A 17626-nucleotide genomic window follows, 5' to 3' on the forward strand; every position below is an offset into this window, starting at 1 on the left:
CATCATGAAAATTTGGAGTAGGTGCAGGCGATTTATAGAATTGGAGCGTCAAAAAAAGCGTTTATTTATTGAAGCTTTTGTGTATTTAGCATGGGCACGCTTGATGAAAGAAAAGTCATTTGAAAAAGTGGCATCATCGCTTCATTTACAGATGAATGAAACTTCTTTTGAAACAGAGGCAGCTCATAAACAAACGCTTCAAAACGTTTCAGACGCGCTTTACGCAATGAGCGGCTACACTTTTTGGGAAAGTCAATGCTTGGTTAAAGCGCTAGCTGGGATGAAGATGCTGGAAAAAAGAAATATTGAAAGCACACTTTATTTAGGAACGGCTAAAGATGAGGATCACCAGCTAGTAGCTCACGCGTGGTTACGAAGTGGGAGCTTTTATGTATCAGGTGTTGAAGGAAAAGAGCGCTATACCGTCATTGCAAAGTTTGCAAAGCATCCCACGAAAAGGAGAACAGGATGAACCAGACGTTACCATTAACAAATATTCCGCAGGAACTTAAGCTTATTTTAGAGTTGTTAAGGAACCAGCACGACGATCAAAGTGAAGAATCTTGGGTTAATTATACACGGTCAATCGATTGGGATCATTTTTTTAAGTTAGCAATGCATCATCGGGTATACCCTTTGCTGCATGTAAAGCTCAATGAAAATAAGAAATTAAAAATCCCAAAAGCAGTTTCAGAAAAACTAAAAGCACAATATGAGCATAATACGATTAAAATGCTTTATTTAAGTGGTGAAATGGAAGCAGTCAGTACCTTATTCTTAGGTGAGAATATTCCAACTTTGTTCTTAAAAGGTCCTGTTATCGCAGAACATCTTTATCAGAATTTATCGCTTCGGACATCGAGTGACTTAGATTTTTTAATTTCAATAGAGCATCTACAGAAAGCTGAAGAGCTGCTTGTTAGTCTTGGATATGAAAAAGATGATTATATCCAAACGGTCTTGGGTGACTGGAAGTGGAGACATCATCACGTAACCTACTTTCATCCTATAAAGCGCATTAAGCTTGAGATTCATTGGCGGTTAAATCCAGGCCCAAGCAGTGAGCCACAGTTTAAAGAATTATGGAGTCGCAAAAGGCTAAGCACCGTAACAAGTTCGCCTGTGTATTTTTTAGGACAAGAAGATCTAACTGTGTTTTTAATCTCTCATGGAGCTCGGCACGGCTGGTCAAGACTGCGCTGGTTAGCAGATATTCATCAAATTTTAAATCAGGATATAGAATGGAAGCTGGTATATAATCTGTTTAAAAAACATTCTAATTACCATGTCGGTGGGCAGGCGCTTTTGCTAGTAAAAGCATGTTTTCAGTCGTCCATCCCCGAAGGAGCACACAAGTTTTTTATAACAAAAAAGGCAAAACGCTTAGCACAAGGAGCCTTTTATTATTTAGAACAAATGATTAATCTTCATACGGAGCCTTTAGCCGAAGACATTTCCGCTTATCACTCTCGTCATTTGTTTTCGCTGATGTCAACTCAACAAAAAGCATGGTTCTTGCTTAGCTTTTTATATCCTTATCCAGAGGATGCTGAAACGCTCCCTTTACCAAGCTATTTACATTTTTTCTATTTTCCTTTGCGACCTGTATTATGGGCATGGCGCAAAACTAGGAAGCAAGTATTTTCCTAGGAGGTGTAGTCGATTTATGAATTATGTTTTTTATTTCTTGAAACAAATTCACTCATATGCTGGAAAGGCTCTTTATTTAAATTTATTGGCTATGGTAGCCATTAGTTTACTTGAAGGAGTAGCTATTTTATTGTTAGTTCCAATGCTTACTATGAGTGGAATCGTTGATTTTAGTAAGGTAAATGAATCGGGGATGAAATTCTTTGAGTTGTTTACATATGTACCGAATCAGCTTAGTCTTTCGCTTATTTTAGTAGTATTCGTATTGATTGCTTTTGTTCAGTACTTTTTGTACAGGCATGTCTCTATTAAAAATGCGATGATACAGCAGGGTTTTTTTCGACAGATGCGCCTGCAAACATATGAGAGCGTTCTACATGCTAATTGGAGCTTTTTTTTAAGAAAAAGAAAATCAGATCTTATTCATTTATTACAAACGGAAGTGGCTAGAGTCAGTGGAGGCACTCACGCACTTTTGCAGTTTATGACTTCTTTAGTGTTTACGTGTATTCAAATTATGTTAGCTTTATTGCTCTCACCTGTTATTACGCTATTTGTATTATTATGCGGTGCGATTTTGCTCTTTTTTAATCGAACCTTTTTGAGAAAGTCATTGTCATTAGGAAAGCGAAATTTCACATTGGGCAGAGACTACGTAGCAGGGTTGACTGATCAAATTAATGGTATTAAAGATATCAAGAGCAATACATTAGAAGCTTCGAGGGTAGAATGGCACTCATCTATTACGAAACAAATGCAAAGTGAGCAGCTGGAATATACAAAGATGAAGATGACGTCTCAATTTTACTATAAAGTAGCTTCCTCCATTTTTATTGCTCTCTTTATCTTTGTTGCGATTAAGTTGTTCCAGGCCCAAGCAAGCCAGCTAATGCTCATTATTTTAATTTTTTCAAGGCTTTGGCCAAAGGTAGCGGGTATACAAGGGGAGTTAGAACAAATTGCGAAGTCGTTTCCATCTTTTGAAGCGATTAAACTTTTACAGGAGGAATGTAGAGAAGCGCAAGAGTACGGTAATAGACAGTCGCAAAGTACTCAGCTCGTATTTAAACGAGAAATCGCTTGTCGAAATATCCATTTTCGTTACAACGAAGACGGAGAAGCCTACGCATTACAAAATATCAATCTTGTCATTCCAGTTCATCAAATGACGGCGCTAGTAGGAAGCTCGGGTGCTGGGAAAAGTACATTGATTGATATTATAATGGGGTTAAATCAACCTCAAAAAGGAGCCGTATTTATAGATGGTGTTCCTTTAAGTGCTACTAACATAATGGCATTTCGACAGTTGATTAGCTATGTGCCGCAAGATCCAGTTTTATTTAATGCGAGCATTAGAGAGAACTTATTATTAGTAGATCCTAACGCTACAGAAGAAAGAATGTGGGAAGCTCTTCAGTTTTCCTTAGCTGCTGATTTCGTAGAAAATCTACCAAGCGGTTTAGATACGTTAATAGGAGACAGAGGAATAAAGCTGTCTGGTGGTGAACGACAGCGTTTAGTGCTAGCAAGAGCTATTTTAAAAAAACCAAAAATTCTTGTGTTAGATGAGGCCACCAGTGCGTTAGATACGGAAAATGAGTATAAAATTCAGCGGGCTTTAGATAGTTTAAAAGGCAGAATGACTATTGTTGTAATTGCTCATCGATTATCTACAATTCGCAACGCCGATCAAGTACTTGTACTTCAAGAAGGACAAGTTATTCAGCAGGGAGAGTTTAAAAGTCTAGCGGCTGACAAAGGGTTGTTGTTTAACAGACTGTTGGAAAAGCAAATGAAAGTAATGGAATAGCGAACTTTAATGGTGTAGAGAAGGTTTCTTTTTAAATGGTTTTGTTTTAGGTCCATATATCTACTTTAAATAAAAAAATTCCATAAATATCATTCTATCTCATCAAAGTGAATCTGTGGAATTTATGGTACAGTTAAATTTAGATATTTTCTGAAAATGTCGGTTTTCAGACAGAGTAAGATGAGTGGATGGAGGTATACAATGAAACCATTTAAAAAATTAATTGAAGAATTAGGAAATAGAGTCGATGTTTTGACAAGTAAACAGTCGAGCATTTATTTTGAAAAATTAGTGGGGCAATTCCCCTTTACAAAAACGAATACCATTGATTGGAAACGAGTGCTAATTAAAGAAAAATGTCAGCAGGTTCAGCAGGTTATTCAATGGCTACAAACAATGAAAATTTATGATGAACACGTTATTTTATTTTCAAAAGATTATCGTATTCCGGCTGTGCGAGTGAATTTGAAAGAAGCTTTAACAGTGGTGACAAAACTGCAAGATTGTCATTTGTTTATCTATTGCCCAACAATTGAGTATGTCATTGAGTGGGTGAAAGACAAATGCTTTACTGTCGGATTAGCTGCAAGATAACGAATAAAGAAGCATCGTCGTCCTATACGACGGTGCTTTTTTTATTATCCAAGCATAAATTCACTTCTTTTTGTTGACATTATAAAAAAAGTACGTATAATTAACATTAATCAAATTGTTAATTATAAAACTAATCAGGAGATAGAGCAATGTTAAATCATGATCAAAAAAATGTAAAAAAAGAATATCCAAAGCCATACGGATATACGGCAGATATTGCTGTGTTTACGATTGTAGCTACTGAAAAAGAAGCATATAAGCCACCAAAAATGGTGCTAAAACTAATGTTGATTCAACGAGCAATTTTAAATGCTGAAGGTGAACAAAATATAGAAGCAGGCAAATGGGCGCTTCCAGGTGGATTTGTGCACCCTGCTGAATCCGCTTATGAAGCAGCTAAGCGTGAACTAGAAGAAGAAACAGGTGTAGCTGGTATTCATATGAAGCAGTATGGAGTCTATGATAAACCTGGGAGAGACGCACGGGGATGGGTTATTTCAAATGCTCACTATGCCATTGTACCAGAAGAAATGTTAGCTAAAAGACAAGCAAATGATGATGCAGCAAACGTTGAACTTTTTGATTTAGAAGAAGTTTTTTCACTACCACTGGCATTTGATCATGCTCAAATTATTCAAGATGGAATTGCTGAAATTAAAAAAGATCTCCTTCAGACGACGGTTGCACAAAAATTTTTACCTAAAATGTTTACGTATTCCGAGCTTCAGGCTGTATTGCTTACAATTACGGATAATCCGGCAATTAGGAGTGATCAAGCATTTGCGCGTAAGATTCGAATGCTGCCTTTTATTGAAGAAGTAGAAGGACAAACAACGACTAGAACATCTAAAAAGCCAACAAAGCTATATCGGTTTATTGATGCAGATTTTGCTACATCTATCTACACAGCTAGATATTAATTAATAAACAATTTGTTTATTGTTAATTAATGATAAGGGGGAAAAGTAATGAAAGCACTTTTAAACATCGATTACACGAATGATTTTGTAGACGATAAAGGAGCTTTAACTTGTGGAGAGCCTGGACAGCAAATTGAATCAGAAATAGTTAACTTAACTAAGCAATTTATCGATAACGGTGACTATGTGGTATTTGCAATTGATTTGCACGAAGAAAAGGATCAATACCATCCTGAAACCAAACTATATCCGCCACATAATATTAAAGGTACAAAGGGAAGAAGTTTATACGGTACGTTACAAGAGGTATATGATACGTACAAAGAAAACCAAAACACTTACTGGATGGATAAAACAAGATACAGTGCTTTTGCAGGCACAAATTTGGAAATGAAGCTTCGGGAAAGAGGAATTACTGAGGTACATCTAGTAGGCGTATGCACCGATATTTGCGTTTTGCATACTGCTGTAGACGCGTATAATAAAGGATTTAGTATCACCGTGTATGAAAAAGCGGTTGCAAGTTTTAACCAAGTAGGGCATGAATGGGCGTTAACTCATTTTAAGAATTCATTAAACGCAACGGTTATTAAATAAGTTGTGGATTGATTATTTGGAGGAAAATAGAATGACTGTGTATAAAGATGATAGCGTTATGCTGCATACGGATTTGTATCAAATTAATATGGGTGAAACGTATTGGGAAGATGGTATTCATAACAAAAAATCAGTGTTTGAGGTGTTCTTTCGCAAGCTTCCATTTGGAAACGGCTATGCAGTATTTGCGGGATTAGAACGCATTATAAACTATATTGAAAGCTTTCGTTTTTCAGAATCAGACATTACGTATTTACGTGAAGAAGTAGGGTTTAAAGAAGACTACTTAGACTTTTTAAAAGAGCTACGCTTTACAGGAAATATTCGTTCAATGGTAGAAGGGGAGCTTGTGTTTCAAAATGAGCCCATTTTACGAATTGAAGCCCCGTTAATTGAAGCCCAGCTTGTTGAAACGGCTATTTTAAACATTGTTAATTACCAAACGCTAATTGCTACAAAAGCTTCTCGCATTAAGCATGTAGTTGGAGATCAAGTAGCAATGGAATTCGGTACTCGCCGCGCTCAGGAAATGGATGCAGCAATCTGGGGAACAAGAGCGGCATACATCGGTGGGTTTCAGGCAACATCAAACGTGAGAGCTGGGAAAAAATTTGGTATCCCAGTAGCAGGAACCCATGCTCACTCAATGGTTCAAGCTTATAAAGATGAGTACGTAGCGTTTCACAAATACGCGCGCCGCCATAAAGACTGCGTATTCTTAGTTGATACGTATGATACCTTAAAATCAGGCGTGCCAAATGCTATTAAAGTTGCAAAAGAATTAGGAGATAAAATAAACTTTCGAGCGATTCGATTAGATAGCGGAGATTTAACATATCTTTCTAAAAAAGCACGTCAGCTTTTAGATGAAGCGGGATTTGTTGATACAAAAATTGTGGCTTCAAATGATCTCGATGAAGACACTATTATGCACTTGAAGTCTCAAGGTGCTCAAATCGATATGTGGGGTGTTGGCACAAAGCTTATTACGGCATATGACCAACCTGCATTAGGTGCTGTATACAAGCTCGTATCTATTGAAGGAGAAAACGGTGAGATGGTTGATACAATTAAAATTAGCGCTAACCCTGAAAAAGTAAGTACACCAGGCTTAAAGCGCGTATATCGTATCATCAATAAGCTGAACGGCAAATCAGAAGGTGACTACATTACCCTTGAAGGTGAAGATCCACAAAGTGAAGAACGATTAAAAATGTTCCACCCAGTGCATACATTTATTAGTAAATTTGTGACAAACTTTGAAGCAAAAGAACTTCATCAAGATATATACAAAAGTGGAGAGCTTGTGTATCAAACGCCAAACTTACAGACGATCCAACAGTATGCAGAAGATAACTTAGGGTTGCTTTGGGATGAGTATAAACGAACGCGAAATCCAGAGGAATACCCAGTTGATTTAAGTGAGAAATGCTGGGAAAACAAAGCACGTCAAATAAATGAAGTGCGTAAAAAAGTCTCATCCAAATTAAATCAAGCGTAAAAGGGGATACTGAAGATGGAAGGAAATAAGTGGAACGAACTGAAACAGTTAAATGATACGAAGCAACTCAATCAGCTTACTTCACCGGGAGTAAAGATTGGAATATACGGTTCATCCTTTGATCCAATTACTAATGTGCACTTGTGGACCGCATCAACCGTAGCTCATCGTAAAAAGCTAGATTATATTATCTTTCTTCCATCTTCTAATAAACGTACAGATAAACGCTTGCAAATAACCGATGAACATCGCGTTGCCATGATTCAAAAAGCTATTTCAACTAATCCTAAATTTTTATTAGATACTCATGAATTAAATGTATTGCCAGGTTATCATTACACATACTACACAATGGATTATTTCAAAAAGCTTTTGCCAAAAGCAAATCTCTATTTCATCATGGGTGCAGACTTACTGGTTGATATTGCGGATGGTAAATGGAAAATGTCAGAAGAACTTGTCAGCGAAAATCAGTTTATTGTCATGGCTCGAAATGGCATTGACATGTTACAAGCAATTAGCCGCTCACCGCTTTTACGAAATTATGATGATGGTCGCTTTCAGCTCTTAGATAAAGGATTAGCTATGGAAATTAGCTCTACTTATATCAGAGAGGAATTCGCCAGAGGTGGAGAACCTCGCTATTTACTACCAGACGCATGCTATGACTATATTAAGAATCATCATTTATATAAAAGATAAAGTGAGAAATTGAAAGGAGCTTATTATGACAATTCAACAGCAAATTATGAAAGAGTTAAACGTTTCTCCAACAATCACTTCATCAGAAGAGGTTCGTAAACGCGTTGATTTTTTAAAAACATATGTAAAAACAGCTCACGCGAAGGGGCTTGTGTTAGGGATTAGTGGAGGTCAAGACTCAAGCTTAGCAGGAAGGCTTGCTCAGCTTGCAGTTGAAGAACTTCGTAAAGAAGGTTATGAAGCAAAATTCATCGCGGTTCGTTTGCCGTATGGAGTTCAAAAAGACGAAGACGATGCGCAAGCGTCATTGGATTTTATTAAGCCTGATGAAACGATTACATTTAACATTGAAAAAACAGTTACGTCTTTTTCTCAAACTTTTAATGAAGCAGCTGGTCATGAATTGGGAGACTTTCATAAAGGAAATGTGAAAGCACGTGTTCGTATGATTGCGCAGTACGCAATTGGCGGGGAACATGGACTATTGGTAATAGGTACAGATCATGCTGCTGAAGCAGTCACAGGATTTTTCACGAAGTATGGAGACGGTGGAGCAGACGTCCTACCGTTATCTGGATTAACAAAGCGCCAAGGAAAAGAATTACTAAAAGAACTAGGTGCAGATAAGCGCTTATATGAAAAAGTTCCAACTGCAGACTTATTGGATAACAAGCCAGGCCAAGCAGACGAAACGGAATTAGGCATTAAATATGATGAGCTGGATGATTATTTAGAAGGAAAAGAAGTGGCGCCAGAAGTAGCTGAAAAGATTGAGAAGCGCTATCGAATGACTGAGCATAAGCGCCAGCTTCCGGCAACTATGTTTGATACGTGGTGGAAATAACAGAAATAGCAAAAGGAGCTCTGGTTGTAGAGCTCCTTTTTTAGGGTTATTCTTGCACGGCTTCAAGTAATAAATCCACGAGATGAACAGCTCTTACTTTCGAGGATAATCCTTCCCTTTCAATTCCTAACTTCATTTGAAGAAGGCAGCCTGGATTAGCTGTCACAATCGTTGTAGCTTGTATAGCCACAGCATTTTTCATTTTTGTATCGAGGATTTGCATGGACATTTCAGATTCAACGATGTTATAGATACCAGCTGATCCGCAGCAGCTATCTGCATTTTTCATTTCCCTATATTCTACGTTAGCAATGGCTTTTAAAAGCTTTCTAGGTTCACTTGATGTTTTCATGACGTTGCGCAAGTGACAAGAATCTTGATACGTAATCACTTGTTGAGGCAGTGAAAGTTTCATGTTGAAAAATTCAAGATCGACAAGAATACTGCTTATATCCTTCAGCTTTTTAGAGAACGCTTGAGCGCGCTCAGCCCAGTTAACATCATCTTTTAACAGGTGATCATAATCGATTAAAAAAGCACCACAGCCTCCTGCATTTGTGATAATATAATCTATTTTTAAATCTTCAAAGGCTTGAATATTGCGCTTCGCAAGCTGTTTCGCTCCGTCTTTTTCACCACTGTGACCATGTAAAGCCCCGCAGCAAGCTTGATTTTTAGGAATCACAATTTCACAACCCGCAAGCTGAAGTAGCTTCATTGTAGCATCATTTGTTTTCATAAACATGGTATCCATCAAGCAACCAGAAAAAAAGGCCACTCGTTTTTTTGTTTCAACTTTTGAAAGCAAATGGGTAGGTCGATTTTTCATTTCCTTTAAAGGAGGAACAGTTGGTAATACTGTTTCCATTAACGCTAGGTTGTCTGGAAGAAGCTTTAGTATTCCGGTAGAGCGAACAATGCGTTGAAGGCCAGAACGCTGATAAAAGCTAAGTAACCCTGTCGCGTTTTGCATGCGGTTTTGATGAGGAAACAGGCCTTCAAATACCACTTTTCGAATCGTTTTTACAGGAATAGAGTGCTTTTTATTTTGATTGATAATATCTCTTGCTTCTTCAAGTAAATGTCCATAGTTGACTCCAGAAGGACATACAGGCTCACAGGCTCTACAGCCAAGGCACATGTTTAACGATTTTTCTACCTCTTCATCAGGCTCAATAACACCGTCAACTACGGCTTTCATGAGCGCAATTCTTCCTCTTGGAGAATGCGATTCTTGAAAGCCTGATTCAATATAAGTAGGGCAGGTTGGTAAGCAAAAACCACAGCGCATGCAGTTTAATAGTTCATCTTCATTCATTTGTTCTTTAAATTGCTTTTGGATTTTCTCACGTTCTTTAACTGTTGTCATGTTGTAATCACCACTCGTTTTCGGGAATCTTTAGCAAAAACTTTCCCTGGGTTGAGAATGTTATTTGGATCTAGGGAACTCTTAATGGCTTGCATTGCAGCAATTCCTTCTTTGCCCACTTTAAGCTCAAGATAAGGAGCTTTCATGACGCCAACTCCGTGTTCACCTGTAATTGTGCCTCCGAGCTCAATCGCTTTAATAAATATCTCTTCAAAGGCCTTTTCAACACGCTCAATTTCTTCATGGTTTCGTACATCTGTTAAACATGTTGGATGAAGGTTACCGTCTCCAGCATGACCGAATGTACAAACTGTTAAGTTATATTTTTTAGCAATTTCATTAGTGGCCACAACCATCTTTGCAATTTCAGATCTTGGAACCGTTGCGTCTTCTAAAATAGTCGTTGGCTTTAAACGCGCTAAAGCTGATAGGGCAGACCTTCTTGCTGTGCGAAGATCATCAGCTTCTTTTTCTGAATCAGCTACCTTTACCGATACAGCATGCTCTCTTTCACAAATGGCAGCCATCTTCAGCATGTCTCGCTTCACAATGTCAATTGGTCCATCTTGTTCAATTAATAAAACAGCTTTTACATCTGTAGGAAGCCCAATTTTAGCAAAATCCTCTACGACTTTTAATGTTGGTTGATCTAAAAATTCAAGCGTAGTCGGAATAATTTTATTCGCAATAATCGTTGACACCGATTTTGCTGCGGCTTCAAGGTCTTGATAAAGAGCAAGCATCGTCATTTTTGATTCAGGCATTGGTATTAGTTTTAAGATTGCTTTTGTAATGATTCCAAGAGTTCCTTCAGAACCGACAAACAAGCGTGTTAAATCGTAGCCAGCTACGTCTTTTGCGAGCTTTCCTCCCGTCTTAATAACGTCTCCATTTGCGAGTACAATCTCAAGCCCTAACACATAGTCGCGCGTAACGCCATATTTAAGACCGCGAAGCCCCCCTGAGTTTTCGTTGATATTTCCCCCGATTGTAGAAATTTTCATCGAGCTCGGATCTGGAGGATAAAACAGACCTCTTTCTTCTACTTGGTGGATGAAATCTAAGGTAATGACGCCTGGTTCAACTGTAGCAGTTAGGTTTTCTTCATCAATTTCTAACACTTGATTTAGATGTTTAAACAAAAGAACGATACCACCTTCAGTTGGACAGGTTCCTGCGCATAAGTTTGTGCCCGACCCTCTAGGTACAATCGGAATTTTATATTCATTACATAGTTTTACAATAGCTGCTACTTCTTCAGTGTTATTGGGCGCAATAACGGCATCAGGCAGTGATTGGAATTGAGGTGTAGCATCGTAGGAGTAAACGAGTCGACCGGCTTTTGAGTCATCATAATTATGGGCGCCGACAATGTCTTCAAAGGATTTCTTGAGTTCAATAGGTATCATGGTTATAGCTCCTTTTAAGTAAACGAATTCTTACTTTTATAATAAGAAATAGAAGAAGGATTAACTATGGTTAATCCTCTAAAGTGTAGCAGTTATTTATGCGGTATCGTTGGTTATTCATCTAAAAACAAAAAAGCGAGGTGAAAAATGAGCAAGTCCTCGGTATGGCGAAGGTTTAGTCCAGTTAATTCTTCGACTCGCTTTATTCGATAGTGTAGCGTGTTGATATGAATGTGCAGTGCATCTGCCGTAGCTTTGAAGGATTGATTTTGCCTTAAAAACGTTTTAACAGTTTTTATTAATTCTTGATCATTCATAACCTGGGAAATGGTTCTGCGAATAAATTCAACCTTTGTTTCTTTTTTTATATCTTTTAACAACATTTCAAGACGAAGGTCATCATCAAATATAATAGCTCCGGATTTTTTTGCAGTACTCAAAGCTCGTTCCGCTTCGTGAAAAGATTGATGAACCATTCTAGGAGAAGCAGGTTGTCCAATTCCAATTGAAGCGTTTACTTGATATCGAGTTTTGAAATGGCGGCTAATTTGCTTAGCAAAGTGAAGCGTACGTTCCTTTGTCTTTTGGTCAGCTTGTAAAATAATAAAGCGGTCGTTTCCCCAGCGAACAAACACATCTTTGTTGTCCTGACTAAAGTTCTCCATAAGATCTTTTAACATTTTGTTATTCATTACGTCTGAACAATGACCGATTAAAACTTGTCGTTCAATTGAAAGATCGATACCAATCAATTCCGCTTGGTGGATAAATTCTTCACTCCAATCGGATTTTTGGACCCAATCGAATACAAACGCTTCAAGTGCTCGCGCTTGCCATTCAAGCTGCTCGGAATAGTAGCGTTCATTCATCATTAGTTCAGTCATTCTTTTTAAAATTTCGGCATAAGCGGATACGCGTTCTGGGTTACCGGTAATACCAATTACACCAGCAATTTGATTTTGAAAAAGGATTGGAAGATTAATTCCCGCTTTGACGCCTTTTAAAGGAGCTTGATTTTCTTGAGTAATAATGAACTTTTGCTTTTTTTGCGTGCAAATGAGAGCTCCTTCATGAAATGTATTTACTCGGTTTTTATCCGTGCTGGCGATGATCATGCCAGACGTATCGGCTACAATTAAATCTTCATGAATTAGATGATTGATTTCTGAAATGATGCTATCTGCTAAAGATGCTATCATCATACATGTTCCCCCGTTCTGTTTCTATCACTAGTGTAGCATAGTGGGAGTGAAGAGCTAGTAGTGAAAAGCATAGGCTTTAAATAGAAAGATAAGGAAGTAAGTCGTCTGGATTCTAACAAGAATACTTCACCTTTCTCATAATCTTGAAAACAAGAGGGGGCTAAAAGAGCCCTCTCTTGTTTTCATTGAGCCGTATATCCCCCGTCAATAACGACAGCTTGACCGGTCACGCCTTTTGCTGCATCACTTGCTAGAAAGAGGGCGTAATCGGCAATTTCACTTACATCTAATAAACGTTTCTGAGGGACGAGTGGATAAATTACTTCTTCAAGTACTTTCTCGAGCTCAACGTTTCTCGTACGAGCTAAGTCTTGTAATTGGTTACGGACAAGAGGCGTATCTACGTAGCCAGGGCAAATAGCGTTAACGGTTACTCCATGTTCAGCACCTTCTAGCGCCGCTACTTTTGTTAAGCCGATGACTCCGTGTTTTGCACTGTTATAAGCTGCTTTTCCTGCAAAGCCAATCAAGCCATTTATGGATGCCATATTGATAATGCGACCAAATTTTTGCTGCTTCATAAGAGGAAAGACGTGCTTTGTAGCAACAAAAGGTGCAGTCAGCATAATCTTTAATAAAAGTTCAAATTTTTCAGTTGGAAACTCTTCGAGTGGGGAGACAAACTGCATGCCCGCATTGTTAATTAATACGTCAACTTTTCCGTATTTTGCAGAAGCAGCGTTAATCATCGATTTAATATCATCTTCATTTGTGACGTCTGCTTTTACACCGTAGACGTCATATCCCTTTGAAGAGAGTTCTTGCTCTGCTTTTTTAACACCTTCTTCATTTAAATCAGTCAAGACAACCTTTGCATCATGTTCAGCAAAACGCTCGCCGATTTGAAAGCCAATTCCTTGAGCAGCCCCTGTAATTAATACAACTTTATTTTTAACCATTGTTCATTCCTCCCACACGCTTTATATAAAACGCTTACTTTTCCATTTTATCAAAATAGTAGGTTGATATAAATATAATTGCTTTTCAAAAAAGGAAATTTTCTTTGGTTGAAGAATATAATACAAGTTCATAGAAAGTTTATACAGGAACGAGAAGGTAATAGAAAGAAGGTTTTATATGCAAGCAGCAGTAAAGTTACAAACGAAACAAGAACAAACTATTTATCGTATTTTATTTGCTATCAGCTTAGGTCACTTTTTAAACGACTGCATGCAATCAGTTGTTCCAGCGCTTTTTCCCATTCTAGAGCAATCAATGAATTTAAATTATACGCAAATTGGTTGGATTGCATTTGCGCTGAATATGACATCCTCTATCATGCAGCCGGTATTTGGTATCTTCGCAGATAAGCGGCCACTCCCATTTTTATTACCAATTGCAATGTGTTTAAGTTTAGTCGGCATTATTGGCTTAGCGCTAGCACCTAACTTTTATTTTGTTCTAGCGTCCGTGCTGTTTATTGGATTAGGATCAGCCATTTTTCATCCGGAAGGGTCACGTGTTGCCTATATGGCTGCTGGACAGAAAAGGGGGTTAGCTCAGTCAATCTATCAAGTAGGAGGTAATACGGGGCAGTCGATGGCGCCTTTATTCACTGCTTTTATCTTTATTAGCTTAGGTCAGTTTGGTGCAATGTGGTTTACACTCTTGGCAGCGGTTGGTATTGTAACTCTTTACTATGTATCAACGTGGTACAAGCAAGAGCTGATTGTTCGAAAACAGTTGCAAAAAAAGCGATCAGTAAATGAAATGAAAGTGACAAGCAAATTAGTATTCGCTGTTGCTTTATTAATTTTTTTAGTTTTTGCTCGTTCGTGGTATGGAGCTGGGATTTTGAATTACTTCCAATTTTATTTAATTGAAGCATACGGAGTCACAATAAAACATGCACAAATCTATGTCTTTTTATTTATGATTGCAGGAGTCTTTGGCACTTTTTTTGGGGGACCTTTAGCAGATCGTTTCGGAAAACGAAACGTTTTGTTGGTATCCATGCTTGGGTCAGCACCATTTGCACTTATGCTACCGCACGTAATGCTTGGTGCAGCAGCCCTGTTGTTAGTGCTTATTGGTTTTATTCTTCAATCTAGTTTCAGCGTTACGGTAGTTTACGCTCAAGAATTATTACCTGGAAAAATCGGCCTTGTTTCAGGGCTTATCGTGGGCTTGGCGTTCGGGATGGGAGCGCTGGGAGCCGTTATATTTGGAAAGTTAGCGGATATATATAGCCTAAAATTTATTATGCTGTTTTGTAGTATCCTTCCTCTAATTGGAATTCTAACGTGGTTATTGCCAAGTGACAAGCAAGTAAAAGAGATGAATAACGAATTATAAAAGCCGTCAGCATTATGCTGTCGGCTTCTTATCATTCACAAATTTAAGAAAAACAAATCCAGAAGGATAAATTTTTGAATCAATTAACGAAAGTGGCGTGTCAGCTACGTTTCCTTGAAAGAGAGGAATGCCACTTCCTAGCAATATAGGCTTTTGAAAGATCCAATACTCATCAATTAAGTTTTCATTTAAAAACAGTGCATTTAGTGACCCGCCCCCTACAAGAAAGATGTTTTTCCCTTCCAGCTTCTTTAATTCGGTGACTTTGTCGTGAACTTCTGTAGGTGAGATGAACGTTACATCTTCAGATTTGCCGCCCTTTTTTGTTGTCACTACAAATACTTCCTTTCCCTTATAAGGAAACTCGCCGAACGTTAATACTTGTTCGTACGTGTGGCGACCCATAAATACGGTATCAATGCTTTCATCAAATTCATTATATCCATAATCTTCGTTTGTTTCATTCTCCACTAGCCAATCAATTTTTCCGTTTTCACGCGCAATAAATCCATCAATTGTAGTTGCAATATATAAAATTACTTTTCTTGTCATGCCATGTTCCTCCTTAGCAAATCGCTATTATATTTTACCCGCTTCGTGTATGATAATAACATTTAAATGCGTCAAAAACTGTCATAGATAGGTGAATATTATGAAAACAAAAAAGTTATTTGAACTGATGTTTTATATTAATGCGAAGCGCTATTTTACTGCTAGAGAAGTTGCAGAAGAGTTTGATATGTCTGTGCGTACTGTTCAGCGCTACTTATTGGATTTACAGGAGCTAGGGGTTCCTTTATATGCTGAAAAAGGAAAATATGGCGGCTATCGTGTTTTGAACAATCGCGTATTGCCTCCTTTATTCTTTTCTGAGGAAGAAGGAAAAATGATGTATTTTTTACTTGAAATGATCACTCATTATCCTACAATCCCGTTTCAAGTAGATACTCAGAGGGTAAAAACAAAGTTTTATACTCATTTACCTGCAGATGTAAGAAATCAGCTAGAACAGATAAAAGATTTTGTTGTATTTTTAACGCCAAATCGTTCAGAGGAGGCCCCCCTTTTAAAAGACTTATTGCTATCAGCAATGAAGCATAAAAAAGTAGTGATTCAGTATGAAAGTAAAACAGGGATAAAGGGGCATATTGTTAAACCAATTGGTATTTATGCGCATGAAGGTCTATGGTACTTTCCGGCATATAGCTATAAAAAAGAAAAAATCCTGCTTTTTCGTGCAGATAGGGTAAAAAAAATAGAGAACTTAGGTGAAGATTTTACGGAATCGCTAACGTTAAAGAAATGGTTAGCTCAAGACTATGTTCCCACAAAGGCTCTATTGTTGCATATTGAAATAACAAAAGAAGGCGTGCGGTTAGCAAGTGCAAATCCTAGCTTAGGACCTCATATAACCATAAATAACGATGGAACGGGAACAATAAAATCAGTAATTGGTCGAGATGACCTTGATTTTAAGGCAAATATATTGCTGAATTTAGGACGTTATGCAGAAGTAATTGAACCAAAAGAATTACGGGAGTCATTAAAAAAGAAAGCAACTGAAATTGTAAATATGTATACATAAATGACTAAGCAAAATAACGGACGAGCAAGCCTCTTTCTTTTAAAATAAAAGCAAAGGAAGTGATATCAATTATGATTTTAAGCGTATTAGATCAGTCTCCAATATCAAGCGGCCAAACAGCAAAAGATGCGCTTGCTCAGACGGTACAGCTAGCAAAGTGGACAGAAAGACTAGGATATCATCGCTTTTGGGTAGCTGAACATCATAATACAAATGGGTTAGCAGGCTCTTCGCCACTTTTATTAATGACTCATTTGGCATCTCAAACAAGTTCGATTCGAATTGGCTCTGGAGGCGTGCTTCTCCCTCAATACAGCCCATATAAAGTGGCTGAAGACGTACAGTTATTAGAGAATTTGTTTCCAGGGCGAATTGATTTGGGATTAGGTCGATCTCCAGGAGGCGATGCACTAACGAGGTTAGCATTAACAGACGGAGTACGAAAAAGTCTGAATGAATTTCCACGTCAAATTCAAGCGCTACAGGGACATTTGCTGCAAAACCTTCCTGAAACTCACCCTTATTACGGGGTAACAGCTTATCCCAAAAGTGATACTAAGCCTGAGATGTGGCAGCTAGGCATTAACAAACGAGGTGCGCGAGCAGCTGGGGAACTTGGCGTTTCCTTTACGTTTGGTCACTTTATTTCTCCTATTGGAGGAAAAGAAGCCCTGAAACACTATCGACAAGAATACGTTCCATCAGACTATCAGCAAGTGCCTCACACGAACGTTTGCGTATTTGTGGTGTGTGCTGATACAGACGAAGAAGCGGAGCAACATGCCAAAACGCTTGATGATTGGTTGCTCAAAGTAGAAAAAGGAAAAGATACAAAGGTTTCTTCTATTAATGAAGTCAACCAGCGCGTGTATTCTGAATATGAGAAACAAAAAATAAAGAAAAATAGGAGTCGAATGATTGTAGGATCTACAGAAACTGTTCATGCTAAATTGTTACGCTTACAAAATGAATATAATAACGATGAATTCTTAATCATTACTAACATTCACGATTTCCAGGCGAAGCTACATTCTTATGAGCTCATTAGCAAGATGTTTCAATAACATAATTACAGCCTAGAACGTTCA

At 38.0% G+C, this 17626-nt stretch carries 17 protein-coding genes; 12 read left to right on the top strand and 5 right to left on the bottom strand.

The window, feature by feature from the left end:
• Positions 1–4 precede the first annotated feature (4 nt).
• The 9 genes from MKZ18_RS09325 (at position 5) to nadE (ending at position 8618) form a co-directional block, all read left to right on the top strand.
• The gene (locus MKZ18_RS09325; protein ID WP_062686464.1) at positions 5–472 is read left to right on the top strand and encodes a lasso peptide biosynthesis B2 protein; all 468 of its coding nucleotides are present in this window, start codon (positions 5–7) and stop codon (positions 470–472) included.
• Positions 469–1650, top strand: a complete 1182-nt coding sequence (locus MKZ18_RS09330; RefSeq protein WP_340842553.1) for a nucleotidyltransferase domain-containing protein — start codon at positions 469–471, stop codon at positions 1648–1650. Before MKZ18_RS09325 ends, MKZ18_RS09330 begins: the two co-directional genes overlap by 4 nt.
• Positions 1651–1666: 16 nt before the next feature.
• Entirely contained in the window at positions 1667–3460 is a 1794-nt protein-coding gene (locus MKZ18_RS09335; RefSeq protein ID WP_076513182.1) for an ABC transporter ATP-binding protein, read from the top strand.
• 201 nt (positions 3461–3661) lie between these two features.
• A complete protein-coding gene (locus MKZ18_RS09340) occupies positions 3662–4054 on the top strand; it encodes a CDI toxin immunity protein (RefSeq protein WP_025910496.1) in 393 nt (130 codons plus the stop codon).
• A gap of 149 nt (positions 4055–4203) precedes the next feature.
• Positions 4204–4974, top strand: coding sequence for an NUDIX hydrolase (locus MKZ18_RS09345; RefSeq protein ID WP_061785243.1), 771 nt, complete (start codon positions 4204–4206; stop codon positions 4972–4974).
• A 48-nt stretch (positions 4975–5022) separates the two neighbouring features.
• A complete protein-coding gene (locus MKZ18_RS09350) occupies positions 5023–5571 on the top strand; it encodes a cysteine hydrolase family protein (protein ID WP_251385678.1) in 549 nt (182 codons plus the stop codon).
• A 31-nt stretch (positions 5572–5602) separates the two neighbouring features.
• Entirely contained in the window at positions 5603–7072 is a 1470-nt protein-coding gene (locus MKZ18_RS09355) for a nicotinate phosphoribosyltransferase (RefSeq protein ID WP_062686461.1), read from the top strand.
• 15 nt (positions 7073–7087) lie between these two features.
• Entirely contained in the window at positions 7088–7774 is a 687-nt protein-coding gene (gene nadD, locus MKZ18_RS09360) for a nicotinate (nicotinamide) nucleotide adenylyltransferase (RefSeq protein ID WP_340842552.1), read from the top strand.
• Positions 7775–7799: 25 nt separating this feature from the next.
• Positions 7800–8618 (top strand): ammonia-dependent NAD(+) synthetase, encoded by an 819-nt coding sequence (gene nadE, locus MKZ18_RS09365; protein ID WP_025910489.1) that lies wholly within the window; start codon positions 7800–7802, stop codon positions 8616–8618.
• Between the two features lie 46 nt (positions 8619–8664).
• Here the strand turns inward: nadE and MKZ18_RS09370 are convergent, their stop codons facing one another.
• The 4 genes from MKZ18_RS09370 to MKZ18_RS09385 all read right to left on the bottom strand — a co-directional run bounded on the left by MKZ18_RS09370 (position 8665) and on the right by MKZ18_RS09385 (position 13557).
• On the bottom strand, positions 8665–9987 hold the full coding sequence (locus tag MKZ18_RS09370; RefSeq protein WP_340842551.1) for a (Fe-S)-binding protein: 1323 nt from the start codon (positions 9985–9987) through the stop codon (positions 8665–8667).
• A complete protein-coding gene (gene glcD, locus MKZ18_RS09375; RefSeq protein WP_340842550.1) occupies positions 9984–11396 on the bottom strand; it encodes a glycolate oxidase subunit GlcD in 1413 nt (470 codons plus the stop codon). Before glcD ends, MKZ18_RS09370 begins: the two co-directional genes overlap by 4 nt.
• A gap of 113 nt (positions 11397–11509) precedes the next feature.
• Entirely contained in the window at positions 11510–12598 is a 1089-nt protein-coding gene (locus MKZ18_RS09380; RefSeq protein WP_025910484.1) for a CdaR family transcriptional regulator, read from the bottom strand.
• Between the two features lie 182 nt (positions 12599–12780).
• Positions 12781–13557 (bottom strand): 3-hydroxybutyrate dehydrogenase, encoded by a 777-nt coding sequence (locus MKZ18_RS09385; RefSeq protein WP_025910483.1) that lies wholly within the window; start codon positions 13555–13557, stop codon positions 12781–12783.
• 178 nt (positions 13558–13735) lie between these two features.
• Between MKZ18_RS09385 and MKZ18_RS09390 the strand changes: the two genes are divergently transcribed.
• Entirely contained in the window at positions 13736–14953 is a 1218-nt protein-coding gene (locus MKZ18_RS09390) for an MFS transporter (protein ID WP_062686459.1), read from the top strand.
• A gap of 12 nt (positions 14954–14965) precedes the next feature.
• On the opposite strand, the gene MKZ18_RS09395 is transcribed toward MKZ18_RS09390, so the two are convergent.
• Positions 14966–15505 carry a dihydrofolate reductase family protein gene (locus MKZ18_RS09395; protein ID WP_061785249.1) on the bottom strand — a complete coding sequence of 180 codons (540 nt, stop codon included), beginning with the start codon at positions 15503–15505 and terminating at the stop codon, positions 14966–14968.
• Between the two features lie 100 nt (positions 15506–15605).
• Here MKZ18_RS09395 and MKZ18_RS09400 point away from each other — a divergent pair, with 100 nt between their 5' ends.
• Positions 15606–16538: a helix-turn-helix transcriptional regulator gene (locus MKZ18_RS09400; protein WP_340842549.1), complete on the top strand. Its 933-nt coding sequence runs from the start codon at positions 15606–15608 to the stop codon at positions 16536–16538.
• 68 nt (positions 16539–16606) lie between these two features.
• The gene (locus MKZ18_RS09405; RefSeq protein WP_340842990.1) at positions 16607–17602 is read left to right on the top strand and encodes an LLM class flavin-dependent oxidoreductase; all 996 of its coding nucleotides are present in this window, start codon (positions 16607–16609) and stop codon (positions 17600–17602) included.
• Positions 17603–17626: the final 24 nt, after the last annotated feature.

Origin of the sequence: Priestia sp. FSL W8-0001, from assembly GCF_038050335.1 — a bacterium.
GTDB classification, from domain to species: domain Bacteria; phylum Bacillota; class Bacilli; order Bacillales; family Bacillaceae_H; genus Priestia; species Priestia flexa.

What these genes read in the sequence shown, in the direction of transcription:
- MKZ18_RS09325 (WP_062686464.1), top strand. Translation starts at nt 5, where the DNA reads ATGAAAATTTGGAGTAGGTGCAGGCGATTTATAGAATTGGAGCGTCAA.
- MKZ18_RS09330 (WP_340842553.1), top strand. Translation starts at nt 469, where the DNA reads ATGAACCAGACGTTACCATTAACAAATATTCCGCAGGAACTTAAGCTT.
- MKZ18_RS09335 (WP_076513182.1), top strand. Translation starts at nt 1,667, where the DNA reads ATGAATTATGTTTTTTATTTCTTGAAACAAATTCACTCATATGCTGGA.
- MKZ18_RS09340 (WP_025910496.1), top strand. Translation starts at nt 3,662, where the DNA reads ATGAAACCATTTAAAAAATTAATTGAAGAATTAGGAAATAGAGTCGAT.
- MKZ18_RS09345 (WP_061785243.1), top strand. Translation starts at nt 4,204, where the DNA reads ATGTTAAATCATGATCAAAAAAATGTAAAAAAAGAATATCCAAAGCCA.
- MKZ18_RS09350 (WP_251385678.1), top strand. Translation starts at nt 5,023, where the DNA reads ATGAAAGCACTTTTAAACATCGATTACACGAATGATTTTGTAGACGAT.
- MKZ18_RS09355 (WP_062686461.1), top strand. Translation starts at nt 5,603, where the DNA reads ATGACTGTGTATAAAGATGATAGCGTTATGCTGCATACGGATTTGTAT.
- nadD (WP_340842552.1), top strand. Translation starts at nt 7,088, where the DNA reads ATGGAAGGAAATAAGTGGAACGAACTGAAACAGTTAAATGATACGAAG.
- nadE (WP_025910489.1), top strand. Translation starts at nt 7,800, where the DNA reads ATGACAATTCAACAGCAAATTATGAAAGAGTTAAACGTTTCTCCAACA.
- MKZ18_RS09370 (WP_340842551.1), bottom strand. Translation starts at nt 9,987, where the DNA reads ATGACAACAGTTAAAGAACGTGAGAAAATCCAAAAGCAATTTAAAGAA.
- glcD (WP_340842550.1), bottom strand. Translation starts at nt 11,396, where the DNA reads ATGATACCTATTGAACTCAAGAAATCCTTTGAAGACATTGTCGGCGCC.
- MKZ18_RS09380 (WP_025910484.1), bottom strand. Translation starts at nt 12,598, where the DNA reads ATGATGATAGCATCTTTAGCAGATAGCATCATTTCAGAAATCAATCAT.
- MKZ18_RS09385 (WP_025910483.1), bottom strand. Translation starts at nt 13,557, where the DNA reads ATGGTTAAAAATAAAGTTGTATTAATTACAGGGGCTGCTCAAGGAATT.
- MKZ18_RS09390 (WP_062686459.1), top strand. Translation starts at nt 13,736, where the DNA reads ATGCAAGCAGCAGTAAAGTTACAAACGAAACAAGAACAAACTATTTAT.
- MKZ18_RS09395 (WP_061785249.1), bottom strand. Translation starts at nt 15,505, where the DNA reads ATGACAAGAAAAGTAATTTTATATATTGCAACTACAATTGATGGATTT.
- MKZ18_RS09400 (WP_340842549.1), top strand. Translation starts at nt 15,606, where the DNA reads ATGAAAACAAAAAAGTTATTTGAACTGATGTTTTATATTAATGCGAAG.